We start from the raw sequence: 16,761 nt of genomic DNA, 5'->3' as shown, positions 1-16,761 counted from the left end.
TCAGCCGCCCAGGTGGTGCACCCGGACCATGTTGGTGGTGCCGGGGACGCCGGGGGGCGAACCGGCCGTGATGATCATGGTGTCACCGGCGTTGTACCGCTTGAGCTTCAGCAGCTCGGAGTCGACCAGGTCGACCATGGCGTCGGTGGTGTTGACGTGCTCCACGACGAAGGTCTCCACGCCCCAGCTCAGCGAGAGCTGGTTGCGGGTCGAGACGTCGGTGGTGAAGGCCAGGATCGGCTGGGCCGCGCGATAGCGGGACAGCCGGCGCGCGGTGTCACCGGACTTGGTGAAGGCCACCAGCGCCTTGCCGTTCAGGAAGTCGGCCATCTCGGCGGCGGCGCGGGCCACGGCGCCGCCCTGCGTACGCGGCTTCTTGCCCGGGACCAGCGGCTGCAGGCCCTTGGACAGCAGCTCCTCCTCGGCCGCCTCGACGATCTTCGACATCGTCTTGACGGTCTGGATCGGGTACTGGCCGACCGAGGACTCCGCGGAGAGCATGACCGCGTCCGCGCCGTCCAGGATCGCGTTGGCGACGTCGGACGCCTCGGCGCGGGTCGGGCGGGAGTTGGTGATCATCGACTCCATCATCTGGGTCGCCACGATCACCGGCTTGGCGTTCCGCCGGCACATCTCCACCAGGCGCTTCTGCACCATCGGGACCTTCTCCAGCGGGTACTCCACCGCCAGGTCACCACGGGCCACCATGACGCCGTCGAAGGAGGCGACGACCTCTTCCATGTTGGCGACGGCCTGCGGCTTCTCGACCTTGGCGATGACCGGCACCCGGCGGCCGACCTCGTCCATGACGCGGTGCACGTCCTGGACGTCCTTGGCGTCCCGCACGAAGGACAGCGCGACCAGGTCGCAGCCCATGTTCAGGGCGAACTTCAGGTCCTCGATGTCCTTCTCGGACAGCGCCGGCACGTTCACCGCGGCACCGGGCAGGTTGATGCCCTTGTGGTCGGAGATGACGCCGCCCTCGATGACGATGCAGCGCACGCGGGGGCCGTCGACCTCGATCACCTGGAGGGCGACGTTGCCGTCGTTGATCAGTACCGGGTCGCCCTTGGAGACGTCGCCGGGCAGGCCCTTGTAGGTGGTGCCGCAGATGGTCTTGTCACCGGCCACGTCCTCGGTGGTGATGACGAACTCGTCGCCGCGCACCAGCTCCACCGGACCGTCGGCGAAGGTCTCCATGCGGATCTTGGGGCCCTGGAGGTCGGCGAGCACGCCGACGGCGCGGCCGGTCTCCTCGGCGGCCTTGCGGAGCCGGTGGTACCGCTCCTCGTGCTCCTCGTGGGTGCCATGGCTCATGTTGAAACGGGCCACGTTCATACCGGCCTCGATCAGCGTCTTGAGCTGATCGAAGGAGTCAACGGCAGGGCCCAGGGTGCAGACGATTTTCGAACGGCGCATGAGCTGAATCCTATCGGTTTGTTTCAGAGCGGAATATTCCACCTGGCGGAAGCGCCGAAAACTAGCTGCTGACCAGTGCGTATGTCTGGTTGGCGATCTCCAGCTCCTCGTCGGTCGGCACCACGGCGACCACCACGCGGGCGTATTCGGGGGAAATGATCCGGGCCTCGTCGGACCGCTCGGCGTTCAGCCGCGCGTCCACCGCCAGCCCCATCTCCTCCAGGCCCAGCACCGCGGCCTCCCGCACCGGCGCCGCGTTCTCGCCGACGCCCGCCGTGAACGCCACCGCGTCGACCCGGCCCAGCACCGCGGTGTAGGCGCCGATGTACTTGCGCAGCCGGTGTATGTAGATGTCGAACGCGAGCGCCGCCCGCTTGTCGCCCTCGTCGATCCGCCGCCGGATCTCCCGCATGTCGTTGTCGCCGCAGAGCCCCATCAGGCCGCTCTTCTTGTTGAGCAGGGCGTCGATCTCCTCGCTGGACATTCCCGCGTTGCGCTCCAGATGGAAGATCACCGCCGGGTCGATGTCGCCCGAGCGGGTGCCCATGACCAGGCCCTCCAGCGGGGTCAGACCCATCGAGGTGTCCACGCAGCGGCCGCCCGCCACCGCCGAGGCGGAGGCGCCGTTGCCCAGGTGCAGCACGATGACGTTGACGTCCTCCGGCTGCTTGCCGAGCAGCTTGGCGGTCTCCCGGGAGACGTAGGCGTGCGAGGTGCCGTGGAAGCCGTACCGGCGCACGCGGTGCGCGTCCGCGGTCTCCACGTCGATCGCGTACCGGGCCGCGTACTCCGGCATCGTCGAGTGGAAGGCGGTGTCGAAGACCGCGACCTGAGGCAGGTCCGGGCGGAGCCGCTGCGCGGTCCGGATGCCGGTGAGGTTGGCCGGGTTGTGCAGCGGCGCCACCGGCACCAGCCGCTCGATCTCCTTGAGCACCGCGTCGTCGATGACGGTCGGCTCGGTCAGCTTCAGCCCGCCGTGCACCACCCGGTGGCCGATCGCGGCCAGCTCGGGGGAGTCCAGCCCCAGCCCGTCCTCCGACAGCTCGTCCGCGACGGCCTTCAGCGCGGCGTCGTGGTCGGGCATCGGCTCCGTGCGCTCGCGCTTGTCGCCGCCGGCGGCCAGCGGAGTGTGCACCAGCCGCGAGGCCGGCTCGCCGATCCGCTCGACCAGCCCCACCGCCAGCCGGGTGCCCCCGTTCATGTCCAGGAGCTGGTACTTCAGCGAGGAGGATCCGGAGTTCAGGACGAGGACTCGGGTGGCGTCGGCAGTCATGGAAAAGCTTTCGGTTCGGTTACGGGAGTGGGGATACGGGGGTCAGCGGCCGGACGGTGCGTCTTGAGCGGTGCCGCCCTGGGCCTGGATGGCCGTGATGGCGACGGTGTTGACGATGTCCTGCACCAGGGCGCCGCGCGAGAGGTCGTTGACCGGCTTGCGCAGGCCCTGCAGCACCGGGCCGACGGCGACCGCGCCGGCCGACCGCTGCACGGCCTTGTAGGTGTTGTTGCCGGTGTTCAGGTCCGGGAACACCAGCACGGTGGCCCGGCCCGCGACCTCGGACTCCGGCAGCTTGGTGCGGGCGACGCTCGCGTCCACCGCCGCGTCGTACTGGATCGGGCCCTCCACCAGCAGGTCGGGCCGGCGCTCACGGACCAGCTCGGTGGCCTTGCGCACCTTGTCCACGTCCGCGCCGGAGCCGGAGGTGCCGGTGGAGTACGAGAGCATCGCGATCCGCGGCTCGACGCCGAACTGCGCGGCGGTGGCGGCGGACTGGATGGCGATGTCGGCCAGCTGCTCGGCGTTCGGGTCCGGGTTGACCGCGCAGTCGCCGTACACGAGCACCCGGTCGGCCAGGCACATGAAGAAGACGGACGAGACGATCTGGGCGTCCGGCTTGGTCTTGATGACCTCGAAGGCGGGCCGGATCGTGGCGGCGGTGGAGTGCACGGCGCCCGACACCATGCCGTCGGCCAGGCCCTCCTGGACCATCAGCGTGCCGAAGTACGACACGTCGGCGACCACGTCGTACGCCAGCTCCTGCGTCACGCCTTTGTGGGCGCGCAGCTCCGCGTACCGCTCGGCGAAGCGCTCGCGCACCGGCGCGGTCTGCGGGTCGATGATCTGAGCGTCGCCCAGGTCGATGGAGAGGTCGGAGGCGCGCTTGCGGATCGCCTCCTCCTCGCCCAGCAGCGTCAAATCGCACACGTCCCGGCGGAGCAGCACGTCGGCGGCGCGCAGCACGCGCTCCTCGCTGCCCTCGGGCAGCACGACCCGGCGGCGCCCGGAGCGGGACCGCTCGATCAGCTCGTGCTCGAACATCATCGGGGTGACGCGGTCGGACTTCAGTACCGAGATGCGCTTGGTCAGCTCGACGGTGTCCACGTGCCGCTCGAACAGCCCGAGGGCGGTCTCGGCCTTGCGCGGCGAGGCGGCGCTCATCTTGCCCTCGATGGCGAACAGCTCGCCGGCCGTCGGGAAGGACCCGCCGGGCACGGATATCACCGGCGTACCGGGAGCCAGCCGGGCGGCCAGCGCCATGATGTCCGGGCCCGGACGCTCGCCGAGGGTGAGCAGCACGCCCGCGATGGGCGGGGCGCCCGCGCTGTGCGCGGCGAGCGCGCCGATGATCAGGTCCGCGCGGTCCCCGGGGGCGACGACCAGGCAGCCGTCGGTCAGCGCCTTGAGGAACGTCGGCAGCATGGCGCCGCCGAAGACGAAGTCGCGGGCGTCCCGGGCCAGGCCCGAGTCGTCGCCGAGCAGCACCTCGCCGCCGAGGGTGTGCACGATCTGGGACACGGTCGGCGCGGAGAGCGAGCTGTCCTCGGGGAGCGCGTAGCAGGGCACCGGGAGGTGCGCCGCCAGCCGCTCCACGACGGCCTCGCGGTCGGCCGGGGCCACCCGGTTCACGACCATGGCGACCACGTCGCAGCCCATGGAGTCGAAGGCGCGGTAGGCGTTGCGGGCCTCGGCCCGTACGGACTCCGACTCCTGGTCGCGGCCCGCGACGACCGGCAGCACCGAGGCACCGAACTCGTTCGCCAGCCGCGCGTTCAGGCTCAGCTCGTCCGGCAGATTGGTGTCGGCGTAGTCCGTGCCCAGCACGAGGACGTAGTCGTACTCCCTGGCCACGGCGTGGAAGCGGTCCACCAGGTGCGAGACCAGCTCGTCGGTGCCCCGCTCGGCCTGCAGGGTGCCCGCCGCCTCGTAGCCCATGCCGTACACCGAGTCGGCGGGCTGGGTGAGGCGGTACCGCGACCGCAGCAGGTCGAAGAGGCGGTCCGGGCCGTCGTCGTGCACGAGCGGCCGGAAGACGCCGACCCGGTCGACATGGCGGGTCAGCAGCTCCATGACCCCCAGCTCGATCACCTGGCGTCCGTCGCCACGGCCGATGCCGGTCACGTACACGCTCCGCGTCACGTGCGATCTCCGTCCTTTTCCGTTGCTCACAGAGAAAAATTATCCGTTATGGCGGGCTTGCCCCCCTTGACAATACCTGCGTCAGTGGATAGGCCGCTCTCCCAGTGTCCATGGTGCGCGCCCGTGCGCGAAGAGGGGCCGCCGAGGCGGGTGACCACCTCTGCGCGGGGTACCCGGAGTGGGGGTACCCGAGACGTGTGGGGCGCCGGTCACCGGCCCGTGAAACAATCGCACCGGCTCACCAGAACCAACATCGAGCACAGGAGACTCAGCACGATGCGTATCGGAGTCCTGACCGCGGGCGGCGACTGCCCCGGCCTCAACGCCGTGATCCGCTCTGTGGTGCACCGCGCCGTCACCGAGCACGACGACGAGGTCATCGGCTTCGAGGACGGCTTTGCTGGTCTGCTCGACGGCCGTTACCGGAAGCTCGACCTCGACGCCGTCGGCGGCATCCTCGCCCGCGGCGGCACGATCCTCGGCTCCTCCCGCCTGGAGCGCGCCCGGCTGCGCCAGGCGTGCGAGGACGCCAAGGACATGTCGAAGGAGTACGGCATCGACGTGCTCATCCCGATCGGCGGCGAGGGCACGCTCACCGCGGCCCGGATGCTCGCCGACGCCGGGCTGCCCGTGGTCGGCGTGCCCAAGACGATCGACAACGACATCTCCTCCACCGACCGCACCTTCGGCTTCGACACGGCCGTCGGCGTCGCGACCGAGGCCATCGACCGGCTGAAGACCACCGCCGAGTCGCACCAGCGCGTCATGGTCGTCGAGGTCATGGGCCGCCACGCGGGCTGGATCGCTCTGGAGTCCGGCATGGCCGGCGGCGCCCACGGCATCTGCCTGCCGGAACGTCCCTTCGATGTGAACGACCTGGTCAAGATGGTCGAGGAGCGCTTCGCCCGGGGCAAGAAGTTCGCCGTCGTCTGCGTCGCCGAGGGCGCGCACCCCGCCGAGGGCACGATGGACTACGCCAAGGGCGAGATCGACCAGTTCGGCCACGAGCGCTTCCAGGGCATCGGCACCAAGCTCGCCGTCGAGCTGGAGAAGCGGCTCGGCAAGGAGGCCCGCCCGGTCATCCTCGGCCACGTGCAGCGCGGCGGCACCCCCACCGCGTACGACCGTGTCCTCGCCACCCGTTTCGGCTGGCACGCGGTCGAGGCCGCGCACCGCGGCGAGTTCGGCAAGATGACGGCGCTGCGCGGTACGGACATCACGATGGTCCCGCTCGCCGAGGCGGTCACCCACCTGAAGACCGTGCCGGCGAACCGCATGGACGAGGCCGAGTCGGTCTTCTGATCCGTCCGCTGTACTGAACGGCGGCCGCCGCCGGGCCCTGCGCGGGCCCGGCGTGCGGACCCGCCCGGTCACCTCTCTCCGACCTGCTCCCAGAAGTGGTCGAGCACGTCGCGCACGAACTCGCGGCCCGCGTCGCTGGACTCCGCCGCGCTCTCGGTCCCGCCGCCCCAGCCCAGAGTCCCGGCCATCCGCCGGTGGTACTCCTCGAAGAGGTACTCCAGCGCCTTCTGCACCTCCGGCTTCGGCAGCCCGAGCAGCTTGCACACCGGTCGCACATACGCCTGCCAGCGGGTGGTCGCGGCGCCGCGCAGCATCTCCGCGAGCTGCTGGGCCCGGCCGGTCAGCCGGACCAGCGCGGGCAGCGGCAGATCCAGCACGGCCTTCAGGGCGGCGGCCTGCCGGTCGTTGCCCTGCCACTGCCCGGTGGCTTCCATCCGCTCGTACGCCGGGATCTCCATACCGATCCGCAGTGCGAGGTCGTCGGCGGCGATGCCGCGGGCGATCCGGTACTCGCGCAAGGTGTCGGGCGTCCCGAGCAGATCGCCGGGCGCGCACCACAGCGCCCCCGCGAGCGCGTTCAGCTCGCTCTCCGTCGGCGATCCCTCACCCCGCTCCCAGGCGACGATCGTCCGTGGCTGAATCGGTTTTCCGTACGCGGCGTTGATGCCGTACGCGACATGCGCGGGCGTCATTCCGAGAGCCTCGCGCATGCGCTTGGCGGACTGGGCGTCGAAGGGTGGGCGGCGCTCGCCCCTGTCTGGCGTGTGCACCGCCACACCGTAAGCGACCCAGATATGTCTACGCGGGTAGTTTTACCCATCGCTTCGAAAACTCGTAGCAATCTACGGGTTGCACAGAGTGATCTTGTAACGATGGGTGATTTTTTCACGGACCGTGACTGATTGGCGAGTGGGTTCTCGGCCAAATCGCGGGGATCTCTGAGCGCTCGCTCAGCCCTCGTCGGCAGCGGTGGGTCACAGGGCGAAGATCGTCAGCGTGGCCACCCCCGTGCGCTCGGTGATGCCGCCCTTCAGGCACTTGAGCGTGTCCGGGGTCGGGCCGGTGATGACTTCTCGGGCCGGTTGGCCGGCGAACGCCCCGGAAGTGATCGTGCCGGTCCTGGTGACCACGGTCTGCCCGCCCACGTGCGTCGCGGTCACGTCATAGGTGAAGGTGCTCGTCTTCCCGGTGTTCCAGGTGATCTTCTTGCTCACGTGGTTGTTCCGCAGGGCGTCGACGCAGGTCATCGGTGGCGTCTTTCCCGTGCTTTCAGAGGTGCCGGAAGCGATGCCCAGCTCGCTCAGTGGCCGGCAGATGTCGTACGTCGTGGTCTCCGAGAAGGTCTGTGGGGTGGCGACCAGCTTCAGGCCGGGCGAGTATTTCTGGTCCTGGGAGCCGTTGCAGACGACCTCGGTACCCACCGCGTGCGCGGGGGCGGACGCCACTGGAACCCCGGCCGCGGCGAGCAGCGCGGCGACGGCGGTCAGGCGGGATGCGCGCGACAAGCGCGAGGAACGCGACATGCATGCACCTCTTGGTGGAGATGGGCGAGAAGAGAGGTGTCAAGTCTTCCGTCGCGGCCGCGCGTGCCGCCACAGAAATGCCGAGCGTGGCGCAACACAGTTGTCAGTTAGGCGTATTGATGCCCCGTCAGCCCTTCACCGCCCCGCCCAGTGCGAAGCCGCCGCCCAGGCGGCGGGCGATCAGGATGTACAGGAGCAGCACCGGGGTCGAGTAGATGAGGGAGAAGGCCGCGAGCTGGCCGTAGACCACGGTCCCGCGGTTGCCGAAGAAGTCGTTGATGCTGACCGAGGCGGGCATCTGCTCGGGGTCGAGCAGGAGCATGAAGGGGACGAAGAAGTTGCCCCACATCATGACGAAGGAGTAGACGGTCACGACCGCGATGCCCGGCCCCATCAGGGGCAGGACGACACGGAGCAGGGACTGCACGGTCGAGGCGCCGTCGGTCCAGGCGGCCTCCTCCAGCTCCTTCGGTACACCGTCCATGAAGTTCTTCATGAGCCATACGGCGAAGGGGAGTTGGGACGCCGCGAAGAACAGGATCGTCCCGTGCATGGTGTCGATCAGTTCGACCTGGACGAACAGGGCGTACACCGGGACCATGATCGCCGTGATCGGCAGGCAGGTGGCGAAGAGGATCGTGGCCAGGAAGGCGCCGCCCGTACGGGAGCGGTAGCGGGACAGCGGGTAGGCCGCCAGGGCCGCGCAGACGATCGTCAGGAGGGTCGCTCCGCCGCACAGGATCAGGCTGTTGAGGAGCGGGGTGAAGGTCACCTCGGGGACGAGGACCGCGTCGAAGTTGCCGAAGGTGAACTCTTCGGGGATCTTCACCCTCAGGTCGGCCTGCGCGTCCAGGGAGGAGAGGATCACCCAGGCCAGGGGAAGGACGAAGGCCGCCGCGACCACCAGGAGCGCCGCGTCCGCCGCGAGGCGGCGGGTGGCGCGGCGGGCGGCCGGGGTGCGCTTCGCGGAGCGGGCCACTCAGACCTCCGTGCGCAGCAGGCGCATGTAGACGAGGGAGAAGAGGGAGCCGACCAGGAGCAGGAGCAGGGCCACGGCCGTCGCGTAGCCGATCATGCTGTTCTGGAATGCCTGTTCGTACATGTACAAGGGGAGCGTCTGGCTGCGGCTGCCGGGGCCGCCACGGGTCATCACCCAGATCAGACCGAAGACCGAGAGGGTCTGGAGGGTGTTGAGCATCAGGTTGGTGCCGATGGAGCGGCGGATCATCGGGAGCGTGATGTGCCACATGCGGCGCCGGCCGCTCGCGCCGTCGACCTGCGCGGCCTCGGTGATCTCCTTGGGGATCTCGTTCAGGGCCGCCGAGTACACCAGCATCGAAAAGGCCGTGCCGCGCCAGACGTTGGCGAAGGAGACCGCCAGGATCGGCAGGGTGTAGAGCCAGTTCTGGGCCGGCAGATGCAGCCAGTCGAGCACTGCGTTCAGGGTGCCTTCGCGGCGGAAGAAGGCGTAGAGCAGGAAGCCCGCCACCACCTCCGGGAGCACCCAGGCCGCCACCACGATGCCGCCGGTGAGCGTACGCACCGGTCCGGAGGCGCGCTGCATCAGGGCCGCGAGCGTCAGGCCCAGGATGTTCTGGCCGATCAGGGACGAGACGACCGTGAAGACCAGCGTCAGCCAGACGGCATTGAGGAAGTCCTTGTCGCCGAACGCCTCGGTGAAGTTGTCCAGGCCGACGAAGGACGACTCCGCCTGGCCGGTCAACTGGAGGTCGGTGAAGGCCAGGTAGACGCAGTAGCCGATCGGGCCCGCGAGGAAGAGCAGCAGCAGGACGACGCCGGGGGCCACCGGCAGGGCCCGCGCCAGGCTGCGGCGCGGGCGCCGGACGGCGGGGGCCGCGGTGGACTTTTCGGCCGCGGAGCGCGTACCGACGGCACTCACTTCCCGACCACTTCGCCGTTCGTGATCGAATCCAGCTCCTCGTCATAGGTCTTCGCCGCCTCCGCCACCGAGGTGTCGCCCGTCGTGACGCCCTCCATGGCTTCCTGGATCGCGGTGGAGACCTTCGGGTACACGGGGTAGGCCGGCCGGTAGTGGGTGTGCGCGACCAGGTCCGTGAAGAACTTGATGCCGGGCTGCGCCTTCACGTACTGCGGGTCCTCGGCGACGTCCTTGCGGACCGCGATGCCGGAGTTGGCGATGTACCACTTCTGCGCGTTCTTCTTGGTCTGCATGGTCTTGATGAACTCGAAGGCCAGATCCGGGTTGCCCGCCTTGGCCGGGATCGCCCACGTCCAGCCGCCCGACATGCTCACCTTTCCGGGGGCCCGGCCGTGCTGGGTGGGCATGTGCGCGAGGCCCAGCTCCTGAGACCACTCGGGCCATTCGTGGCCCGAGCCCTTGATCCAGTCCTGGGGCAGCCAGGAGCCGTCCAGGTTGATGGCGAGCTTGCCCTCGGGCATCAGCTCGCCGCGGGCGCGGGCGCCGATGTTCGGGTCGAGCGCGTCGGAGACCTCCGGGCCGAGCTTCTCCTTGTACACGGTCTCCACGAACTTCAGGGAGTCCGTGAAGCCCTTGCCGCCGGCGACCCACTTCTTCTGGTCCGGGTCGTACAGCGGGTCCTCGCCCGTGCCGTAGAGCAGCATCTCGAAGCCCTGCATCGTGGCCATCTCACCCGCGGGCTTGCCGGTGTAGACGTTCAGCGGGATGACGTCGGGGACCTTCTTCTTGATGGTGCGGGCGGTTTCGAGGATGTCGTCCCAGTTCTTCGGCTGCCAGTCCTCCGGCAGGCCTGCCTTCTTGAAGATGTCCTTGCTGAACCACAGGCCGCGGGTGTCGGTGCCGTCGGGCACGCCGTACGTCTTGCCGTCCTCGCCCCTGGCCGCGGTCTTCGCGGTATCGATGAACTGCTCCCAGTCCCGCCACTTGTCCAGGTAGGGATCGAGGGGCTTCAGGTAGCCGCTGGTGATGTCGGAGTTGATGAGGAAGGTGTCTTCGTAGACGAGGTCGGGCGCGGTCTTGGGGGAGCGCAGCATCTGCTGGAGCTTCGTGTAGTACTCGGAGTCCGGTGCCTTGATCGGCACCAGCTTGACCTGCTTGCCCGGGTTCGCCTTCTCGAACTCTTTCTTCATCCCGGCCAGGTACGTGTCCATGACCCGGACCCGGTTGTCCGTGGACTGCTTGAACGAGACCTTGACGACATCCGGGTCGCTCCCGGAGCCGCCGCCGCAGGCGGTCAGCGTGCCGGCGGCGAGGACGGCGCTCAGGAGCATCAGCGGGACGGAAGGACGCACGGCGGTACCTCCAACTGGCCACGGCGGGCTGCACGGTGACCGTAAGGTGACCGGTCGGTCAGGTCAATGGTCCGACCAGCGATACCGCAATTCGGGGCGCCCGACGTGGCCGTACTGCGGAGCCCGGACCGCCCGTCCGGCGTCCACGAGGTGCTCCAGGTAACGCCGCGCCGTGATGCGGGAGATGCCCACCGTCTCGGCCGCCGCGCCCGCCGACAGCCCCTCGGGGGCGGCCCGCAGCGCGTCGGTCACGGCCCGGAGCGTCGCCGGGGTCAGCCCTTTGGGCAGGGTGGCGGGGCGGGGGGCGCGCAGCGCGGCGATGGCCCGGTCCACCTCGTCCTGGCCGCTGGCCTCGCCCGCCGCCGAGCGGAAGACGGCGTAACGGGTGAGCCGGTCGCGCAGCGTGGAGAAGGTGAACGGTTTCAGGACGTACTGCACGATGCCCAGCGAGACGCCCTCGCGCACGACGGTCAGGTCCCGGGCCGAGGTGACCGCGAAGATGTCCGCCGTGTGCCCGGCCGCGCGCAGCGTCCGTACGAGCTGCAGCCCGTGCCCGTCGGGCAGGAAGAGATCCAGCAGGACGAGGTCGACGGGGTGCTGGTCGAGGTGGCGGCGGGCCGCCGCCGCGGTGTGCACCGTACCGGAGACGGTGAAGCCCTCGACCCGGCCGACGTACAGCGCGTGCGCGTCGGCGGCCACGGGGTCGTCCTCGACGACCAGCACCCGGAGGGGTCCTTCCGGGGATCTGGGCGCGCGCCCGCTCTCGTCCTGTGTCATGCCGGCAGCTCCGTCCGCAGTGGCAGGCGGACGGCGAATGCCGCGCCGCCCTCGGGGGCCCGCTCCAGCGTGACCGTACCGCCGTGCCGCCGCACGGTCTGCCGGACGATGGCCAGCCCGAGGCCCCGGCCGTGCACCGTAGGGCCCGCGGCCTTGGTCGTCCAGCCGCGCCGGAAGATCTCCTCGGCGTGGCCGGGGTCGACGCCGGGCCCGGAGTCGGCGACGCGCAGCAGCAGCTCGCCGTCCGTGGCGCGTGCCGTGACCACCACCCGGCCCTGCTCGCCCACCGGGCGCCCGCCCGCCGCCGCGTCGATCGCGTTGTCGATGAGGTTGCCCAGTACGGTCACCAGGTCGCGGGCCGGCAGCCAGCCGGGCAGCAGTCCGTCGTCGATGCCGCTGTCCTCGGTCAGGGTGAGCTCCACGCCGTACTCGTTGGCCTGCGCGGCCTTGCCGAGCAGCAGCGCGGCCAGCACCGGTTCGCCGACCGCGCCCACCACCCGGTCGGTGAGCGCCTGGGCCAGTTCCAGCTCCGCGGTGGCGAAGTCCACGGCCTCGTCCGCCCGGCCCAGCTCGATGAGCGAGACGACGGTGTGCAGCCGGTTGGCGGCCTCGTGCGCCTGGGAGCGCAGCGCCTCCGCGAAGCCGCGTACCGAGTCCAGCTCGCCGGAGAGCGCCTGCAGCTCGGTGTGGTCGCGCAGGGTGACCATCGTGCCGCGGCGCTCGCCGCCGTCGACCGGCGAGGTGTTCACGACGACCACCCGGTCGGCGGTCAGGTGCAGCTCGTCCACGCGGGGATCGGGGTCGAGCAGCGCCTCGGTGAGCGGCGCGGGCAGCCCGAGGTCCGCGACCGGCCGGCCCACCGCGTCCCCGGTCAGGCCCAGCAGCTCGCGCGCCCCGTCGTTGATCAGGGCGACCGCGCGCCGCCCGTCGAGCAGCAGCAGCCCCTCGCGGACGGCGTGCAGCGCGGCCTGGTGGTAGTCGTGCAGCCGGCTCAGCTCGGCGGCGTTCATGCCGTGCGTGTGCCGGCGCAGCCGGGCGTTGATCACGTACGTGCCGAGGCCGCCCAGGGCCAGTGCGACGGCTGCGGCGGACAGCAGCCAGGCAAGCTGGCGGCGCTGCCGGTCGCCGATGGTCTCGACGGTGATGCCGCAGCTGACCAGGGCGGTGATCCGGCCGTGGTCCCGGACCGGCGCGACCACCCGTACGGAGGGCCCCAGGGTCCCCAGATGGGTCTCCTGGAACACCTGACCGTGCAGCGCGGGGCCGATGTGGCCGAGGTACTTCTTGCCGATCGCGGACGGCCTCGTATGGGTATACCGGGTCTTGTCGGTGTCCATCACCACGATGAAGGCCACGCCCGCGTCCTTGCGCACCCGCTCGGTGTAGGGCTGCAGCGGTTTCGTCGGGTCGTCACCGCGGACCGCCCGCGTCACGTACGGGGAGTCGGCGACCGCGGTGGCACAGGCGGTGGCCTGGCGCAGCGCGGTGTCCTTGGCCTGCCCGAGGGCGGCGGCGTAGGCGAGGACCGCGGTGCCGGCGACGAGCACGGCGACCAGCACGACCTGCATGGCGAAGAGCTGCCCGGCCAGGCTGCGGGGGCGGGGGAGGCGCATGTGCATAAGGATGCCCGCTGACGTTTACATGAACGAAACGCACGTAAGGGTGACGTGATCAAGACAGGGGTGCATAGTCGCCGGGACTTTGTTTTGCGTTCAAGAGCCGCAGGTCGCACGCAGAACCGGACAATCGAGGACAGGAGGCAGTCGTGGCTGCAACGATCCTGCCGGGCGGCGGGACCCCCGGCGAGCCCGCCACGCCCGCACCGAAGAAGCGTGACCGGACCCATTACCTCTACATCGCCGTCATCGGCGCGGTGCTGCTCGGCATCGCCGTCGGCTTCATCGCCCCGGGCTTCGCCATGGAGCTCAAGCCGCTCGGCGAGGGCTTCGTCAATCTCATCAAGATGATGATCTCGCCGGTCATCTTCTGCACGATCGTCCTCGGCGTCGGCTCCGTCCGGAAGGCCGCCAAGGTCGGCGCGGTCGGCGGCCTGGCGCTCGGCTACTTCATGGTCATGTCGACCGTGGCGCTCGCCATCGGCCTGGTCGTCGGCAACATCCTGGAGCCCGGCTCCGGGCTGCACCTGACCGAGACGCTCCGCCACGCGGGCCAGGCGCAGAGCGAGGGCGGCGGCGAGTCCAGCTCGGAGTTCATGCTCGGCATCATCCCGACCACCCTGGTCTCCGCCTTCACCACCGGCGAGGTCCTGCAGACGCTGCTGGTCGCGCTGCTGGTGGGCTTCGCGCTGCAGGCCATGGGCAAGGCGGGTGAGCCGGTCCTGCGCGGCATCGGGCACCTGCAGAAGCTGGTCTTCCGCGTGCTGTCCATGATCATGTGGGCCGCCCCGGTCGGCGCCTTCGGCGCGATCGCCGCGGTCGTCGGCGAGACCGGTCTGGACGCGCTCAAGTCCCTCGCGGTCATCATGGTCGGCTTCTACGTCACGTGCCTGCTGTTCGTGATCGTCGTGCTCGGTACGCTCCTGCGGCTCGTCGCAGGGGTGAACATCTTCGCGCTGCTCAAGTACCTCGGCCGCGAGTTCCTGCTGATCCTCTCCACCTCCTCCTCCGAGTCGGCGCTGCCGCGGCTGATCGCGAAGATGGAGCACCTGGGCGTCAGCAAGCCGGTCGTCGGCATCACCGTCCCGACCGGCTACTCCTTCAACCTCGACGGCACGGCGATCTACCTCACGATGTCCTCGCTCTTCGTCGCCGAGGCGATGGGGTCCCCGCTGCCGATCAGCCAGCAGATCTCCCTCCTCGTCTTCATGATCATCGCGTCCAAGGGCGCGGCGGGCGTCACCGGCGCGGGCCTGGCGACCCTGGCCGGCGGCCTGCAGTCGCACCGCCCCGACCTGGTCGACGGCGTCGGCCTGATCGTCGGCATCGACCGCTTCATGAGCGAGGCTCGCGCCCTCACCAACTTCGCGGGAAACGCGGTCGCCACGGTCCTGATCGGCACCTGGACCAAGGAGATCGACAAGCCCCGCGTCCAGGAAGTCCTGGCCGGCGGCCGCCCGTTCGACGAGACGACGCTGGTGGACGACGGTCATGCCCCGGCCCCCGAACCGGCCACCCCGGACCCGCTCGCCAAGGGCGACAAGGCTGCCGTCTGACCCGCCCCCTCCCCGCTTCACCACGGAGCCCCGCCGGCACCCTCGCCGGTGGGGCTCCGTCGCACGTCACCGCCCCCTATAGCCCAGTCCTATCCCCGGATGCGATCACGTCAGGAGCATGCCAAGAGGGTGAGAATGCCGCATGTGTCCGGCCCTCGGGGGCCGGGCGGCCGGTCTCCCTCACCCTCAAGGACGTGCCCCGCCGTGCCCAGAACTTCCGTGCCCAGATCCTCCGCAGCGCTCGCGGCCATGGCCGTCGCCGCCGTCGTCGCGACCGGCGCGCTCGCCCTCCCCGCGCACTCCGCCCCCGCGGGCCCCGACAGGCCCGGGAGTTCCGCGAGTTCCGCGAAGGCCGGTGCTCCCAGCGCGCGGATACGCGACGCCGCGATATCCCGGGCCGAGGCCAACGTCACCCGCCATGCCGCGACGTTCGGGTACGGCAAGGACCAGGCCCTGGTCGCCAAGGACGTCGTGGTCGACCGGGACGGTACCGAGCACGTCCGCTTCGACCGCACCTACCGCCAACTGCCCGTCGTCGGTGGTGACTTCGTCGTCCACCAGACTCGCGCCGGCAAGCTCGTCGCCGCCTCGCACGCCAAGGCCCGCAAGGTCGCGGTGGACTCCGTGCGGCCGGGCGTCTCGGCGAAGTCGACCGAATCGCAGGCGCTCAAGGGCGTCACCGGCGTCCGCGGCGCCGAGCCCGACGCCGAGCTGATCGTCTGGGCCGCCGACGGCACCCCGCGGCTCGCCTGGCGGACCACCGTCGCCGGCACCGGCGCGCACGGCGAGCCGGCCGGGAAGATCGTCGTCACCGACGCGGACTCCGGGCAGCGGATCGAGACGTACGACGCCGAGCACCAGGAAGCCGGCACCGGCCACTCCGAGTACACCGGCGACGTCACGATCGACACGACCAAGCAGGCCGACGGCACGTACGCGCTGATCGACCCCACCCGCGGCACCATCACCAGGGACGCCCACAACGTCTCGTCCTCCGGCCTGAATTCCGGTTCCGGCACGCTCTTCACCGACGCCGACAACATCTGGGGCGACGGGCAGAAGTTCTCCACCGACCGCGCCACCGCCGCCGTCGACGCGCACGCCAACACCGCCAAGACCTGGGACTACTACCGGGACACCTTCGGCCGGAACGGCATCAGGAACGACGGCAAGGGCGCCACCGTCTTCGTCCACGTCGGCACCCACTGGGACAACGCCCAGTGGTCCGACAACTGCTTCTGCATGATGACCGGCGACGGCGACGGCACCACCGACCCCGAGCAGGTCGACCTGGACACCATGGGCCACGAGATGACCCACGGCGTCACCAGCGCCACCGCCGACCTCCGGTACAGCGGCGAGTCCGGCGGCCTGAACGAGGCCACCTCCGACATCTTCGGCACCATGGTCGAGTGGTACGCCGACAACGCGATCGACACCCCTGACTACCTCTTCAGCGACCAGTCCACCCCGCCGTGGCTGCGCCGCATGGACAAGCCCTCCCTGGACGGCCGCTCCGCGGACTACTGGTCCCGCAAGGTCGGCAAGCTGGACGTCCACCTGTCCTCGGGCGTGGGAAACCACTGGTTCTACCTGGCCAGCGAGGGCAGCGGCGCCAAGACCATCAACGGCGTCGGCTACAACAGCCCCACGTACGACAACTCCAAGGTCACCGGCATCGGCAATCAGAAGGCCGCCGCGATCTGGTACCGCGCGCTGACCGTCTACATGACCTCCACCACGGACTACAAGGGGGCCCGCGCCGCGACGCTGAAGGCCGCCGCTGACCTGTACGGCGCGACGAGCGGCGAGTACAGGACGGTCGGCGCCGCCTGGACCGCGGTGAACGTGGCCTGACGCGCTCCCCGAGGCGGCCGCGGCGGCCGCCATGTTCGCGATCT

The 16,761-nt window shown here is 70.1% G+C and carries 13 protein-coding genes; 3 read left to right on the top strand and 10 right to left on the bottom strand.

Annotated features, from left to right (window positions below):
* The 3 genes from pyk to pta form a co-directional block, all read right to left on the bottom strand.
* Positions 1–1,419, bottom strand: a complete 1,419-nt coding sequence (pyk, locus tag IG84_RS0104935) for a pyruvate kinase (protein WP_031051733.1) — start codon at positions 1,417–1,419, stop codon at positions 1–3.
* Between the two features lie 61 nt (positions 1,420–1,480).
* Positions 1,481–2,692 (bottom strand): acetate kinase, encoded by a 1,212-nt coding sequence (locus IG84_RS0104930; RefSeq protein ID WP_031051731.1) that lies wholly within the window; start codon positions 2,690–2,692, stop codon positions 1,481–1,483.
* A gap of 42 nt (positions 2,693–2,734) precedes the next feature.
* The gene (gene pta / locus IG84_RS0104925) at positions 2,735–4,834 is read right to left on the bottom strand and encodes a phosphate acetyltransferase (RefSeq protein ID WP_031051729.1); all 2,100 of its coding nucleotides are present in this window, start codon (positions 4,832–4,834) and stop codon (positions 2,735–2,737) included.
* A gap of 276 nt (positions 4,835–5,110) precedes the next feature.
* On the opposite strand from pta, the gene IG84_RS0104920 reads away from it, so the two are divergent.
* Complete coding sequence (locus IG84_RS0104920; protein WP_031051727.1) at positions 5,111–6,136, top strand: 6-phosphofructokinase; 1,026 nt, start codon at positions 5,111–5,113, stop codon at positions 6,134–6,136.
* A gap of 68 nt (positions 6,137–6,204) precedes the next feature.
* Here the strand turns inward: IG84_RS0104920 and IG84_RS0104915 are convergent, their stop codons facing one another.
* The 7 genes from IG84_RS0104915 to IG84_RS0104885 all read right to left on the bottom strand — a co-directional run bounded on the left by IG84_RS0104915 (position 6,205) and on the right by IG84_RS0104885 (position 13,301).
* Positions 6,205–6,906, bottom strand: a complete 702-nt coding sequence (locus IG84_RS0104915) for a helix-turn-helix domain-containing protein (protein ID WP_342668400.1) — start codon at positions 6,904–6,906, stop codon at positions 6,205–6,207.
* Between the two features lie 204 nt (positions 6,907–7,110).
* The gene (locus IG84_RS0104910; protein ID WP_031051724.1) at positions 7,111–7,659 is read right to left on the bottom strand and encodes a hypothetical protein; all 549 of its coding nucleotides are present in this window, start codon (positions 7,657–7,659) and stop codon (positions 7,111–7,113) included.
* Positions 7,660–7,786: 127 nt separating this feature from the next.
* Positions 7,787–8,638, bottom strand: coding sequence for a carbohydrate ABC transporter permease (locus IG84_RS0104905; protein ID WP_031051722.1), 852 nt, complete (start codon positions 8,636–8,638; stop codon positions 7,787–7,789).
* On the bottom strand, positions 8,639–9,559 hold the full coding sequence (locus IG84_RS0104900; protein ID WP_031051720.1) for a carbohydrate ABC transporter permease: 921 nt from the start codon (positions 9,557–9,559) through the stop codon (positions 8,639–8,641).
* Positions 9,556–10,890 carry an extracellular solute-binding protein gene (locus tag IG84_RS0104895; RefSeq protein ID WP_211266413.1) on the bottom strand — a complete coding sequence of 445 codons (1,335 nt, stop codon included), beginning with the start codon at positions 10,888–10,890 and terminating at the stop codon, positions 9,556–9,558. Before IG84_RS0104895 ends, IG84_RS0104900 begins: the two co-directional genes overlap by 4 nt.
* Before the next feature lie 84 nt (positions 10,891–10,974).
* Positions 10,975–11,688 carry a response regulator gene (locus IG84_RS0104890; RefSeq protein WP_051861394.1) on the bottom strand — a complete coding sequence of 238 codons (714 nt, stop codon included), beginning with the start codon at positions 11,686–11,688 and terminating at the stop codon, positions 10,975–10,977.
* Positions 11,685–13,301 (bottom strand): sensor histidine kinase, encoded by a 1,617-nt coding sequence (locus IG84_RS0104885; protein ID WP_031051714.1) that lies wholly within the window; start codon positions 13,299–13,301, stop codon positions 11,685–11,687. Before IG84_RS0104885 ends, IG84_RS0104890 begins: the two co-directional genes overlap by 4 nt.
* A 152-nt stretch (positions 13,302–13,453) precedes the next feature.
* Here IG84_RS0104885 and IG84_RS0104880 point away from each other — a divergent pair, with 152 nt between their 5' ends.
* Together IG84_RS0104880 and IG84_RS0104875 are read left to right on the top strand one after the other, a co-directional pair.
* Positions 13,454–14,860, top strand: a complete 1,407-nt coding sequence (locus IG84_RS0104880) for a cation:dicarboxylate symporter family transporter (protein ID WP_031051713.1) — start codon at positions 13,454–13,456, stop codon at positions 14,858–14,860.
* A 249-nt stretch (positions 14,861–15,109) separates the two neighbouring features.
* The gene (locus tag IG84_RS0104875; RefSeq protein WP_051861427.1) at positions 15,110–16,717 is read left to right on the top strand and encodes a M4 family metallopeptidase; all 1,608 of its coding nucleotides are present in this window, start codon (positions 15,110–15,112) and stop codon (positions 16,715–16,717) included.
* Positions 16,718–16,761: the final 44 nt, after the last annotated feature.

The sequence above is a fragment of the Streptomyces ochraceiscleroticus genome (assembly GCF_000720485.1).
Lineage (GTDB): Bacteria > Actinomycetota > Actinomycetes > Streptomycetales > Streptomycetaceae > Streptomyces > Streptomyces ochraceiscleroticus.
Note: the sequence above shows the minus strand (reverse complement) of the source record. Positions and strands in the feature narration are given on the sequence as shown.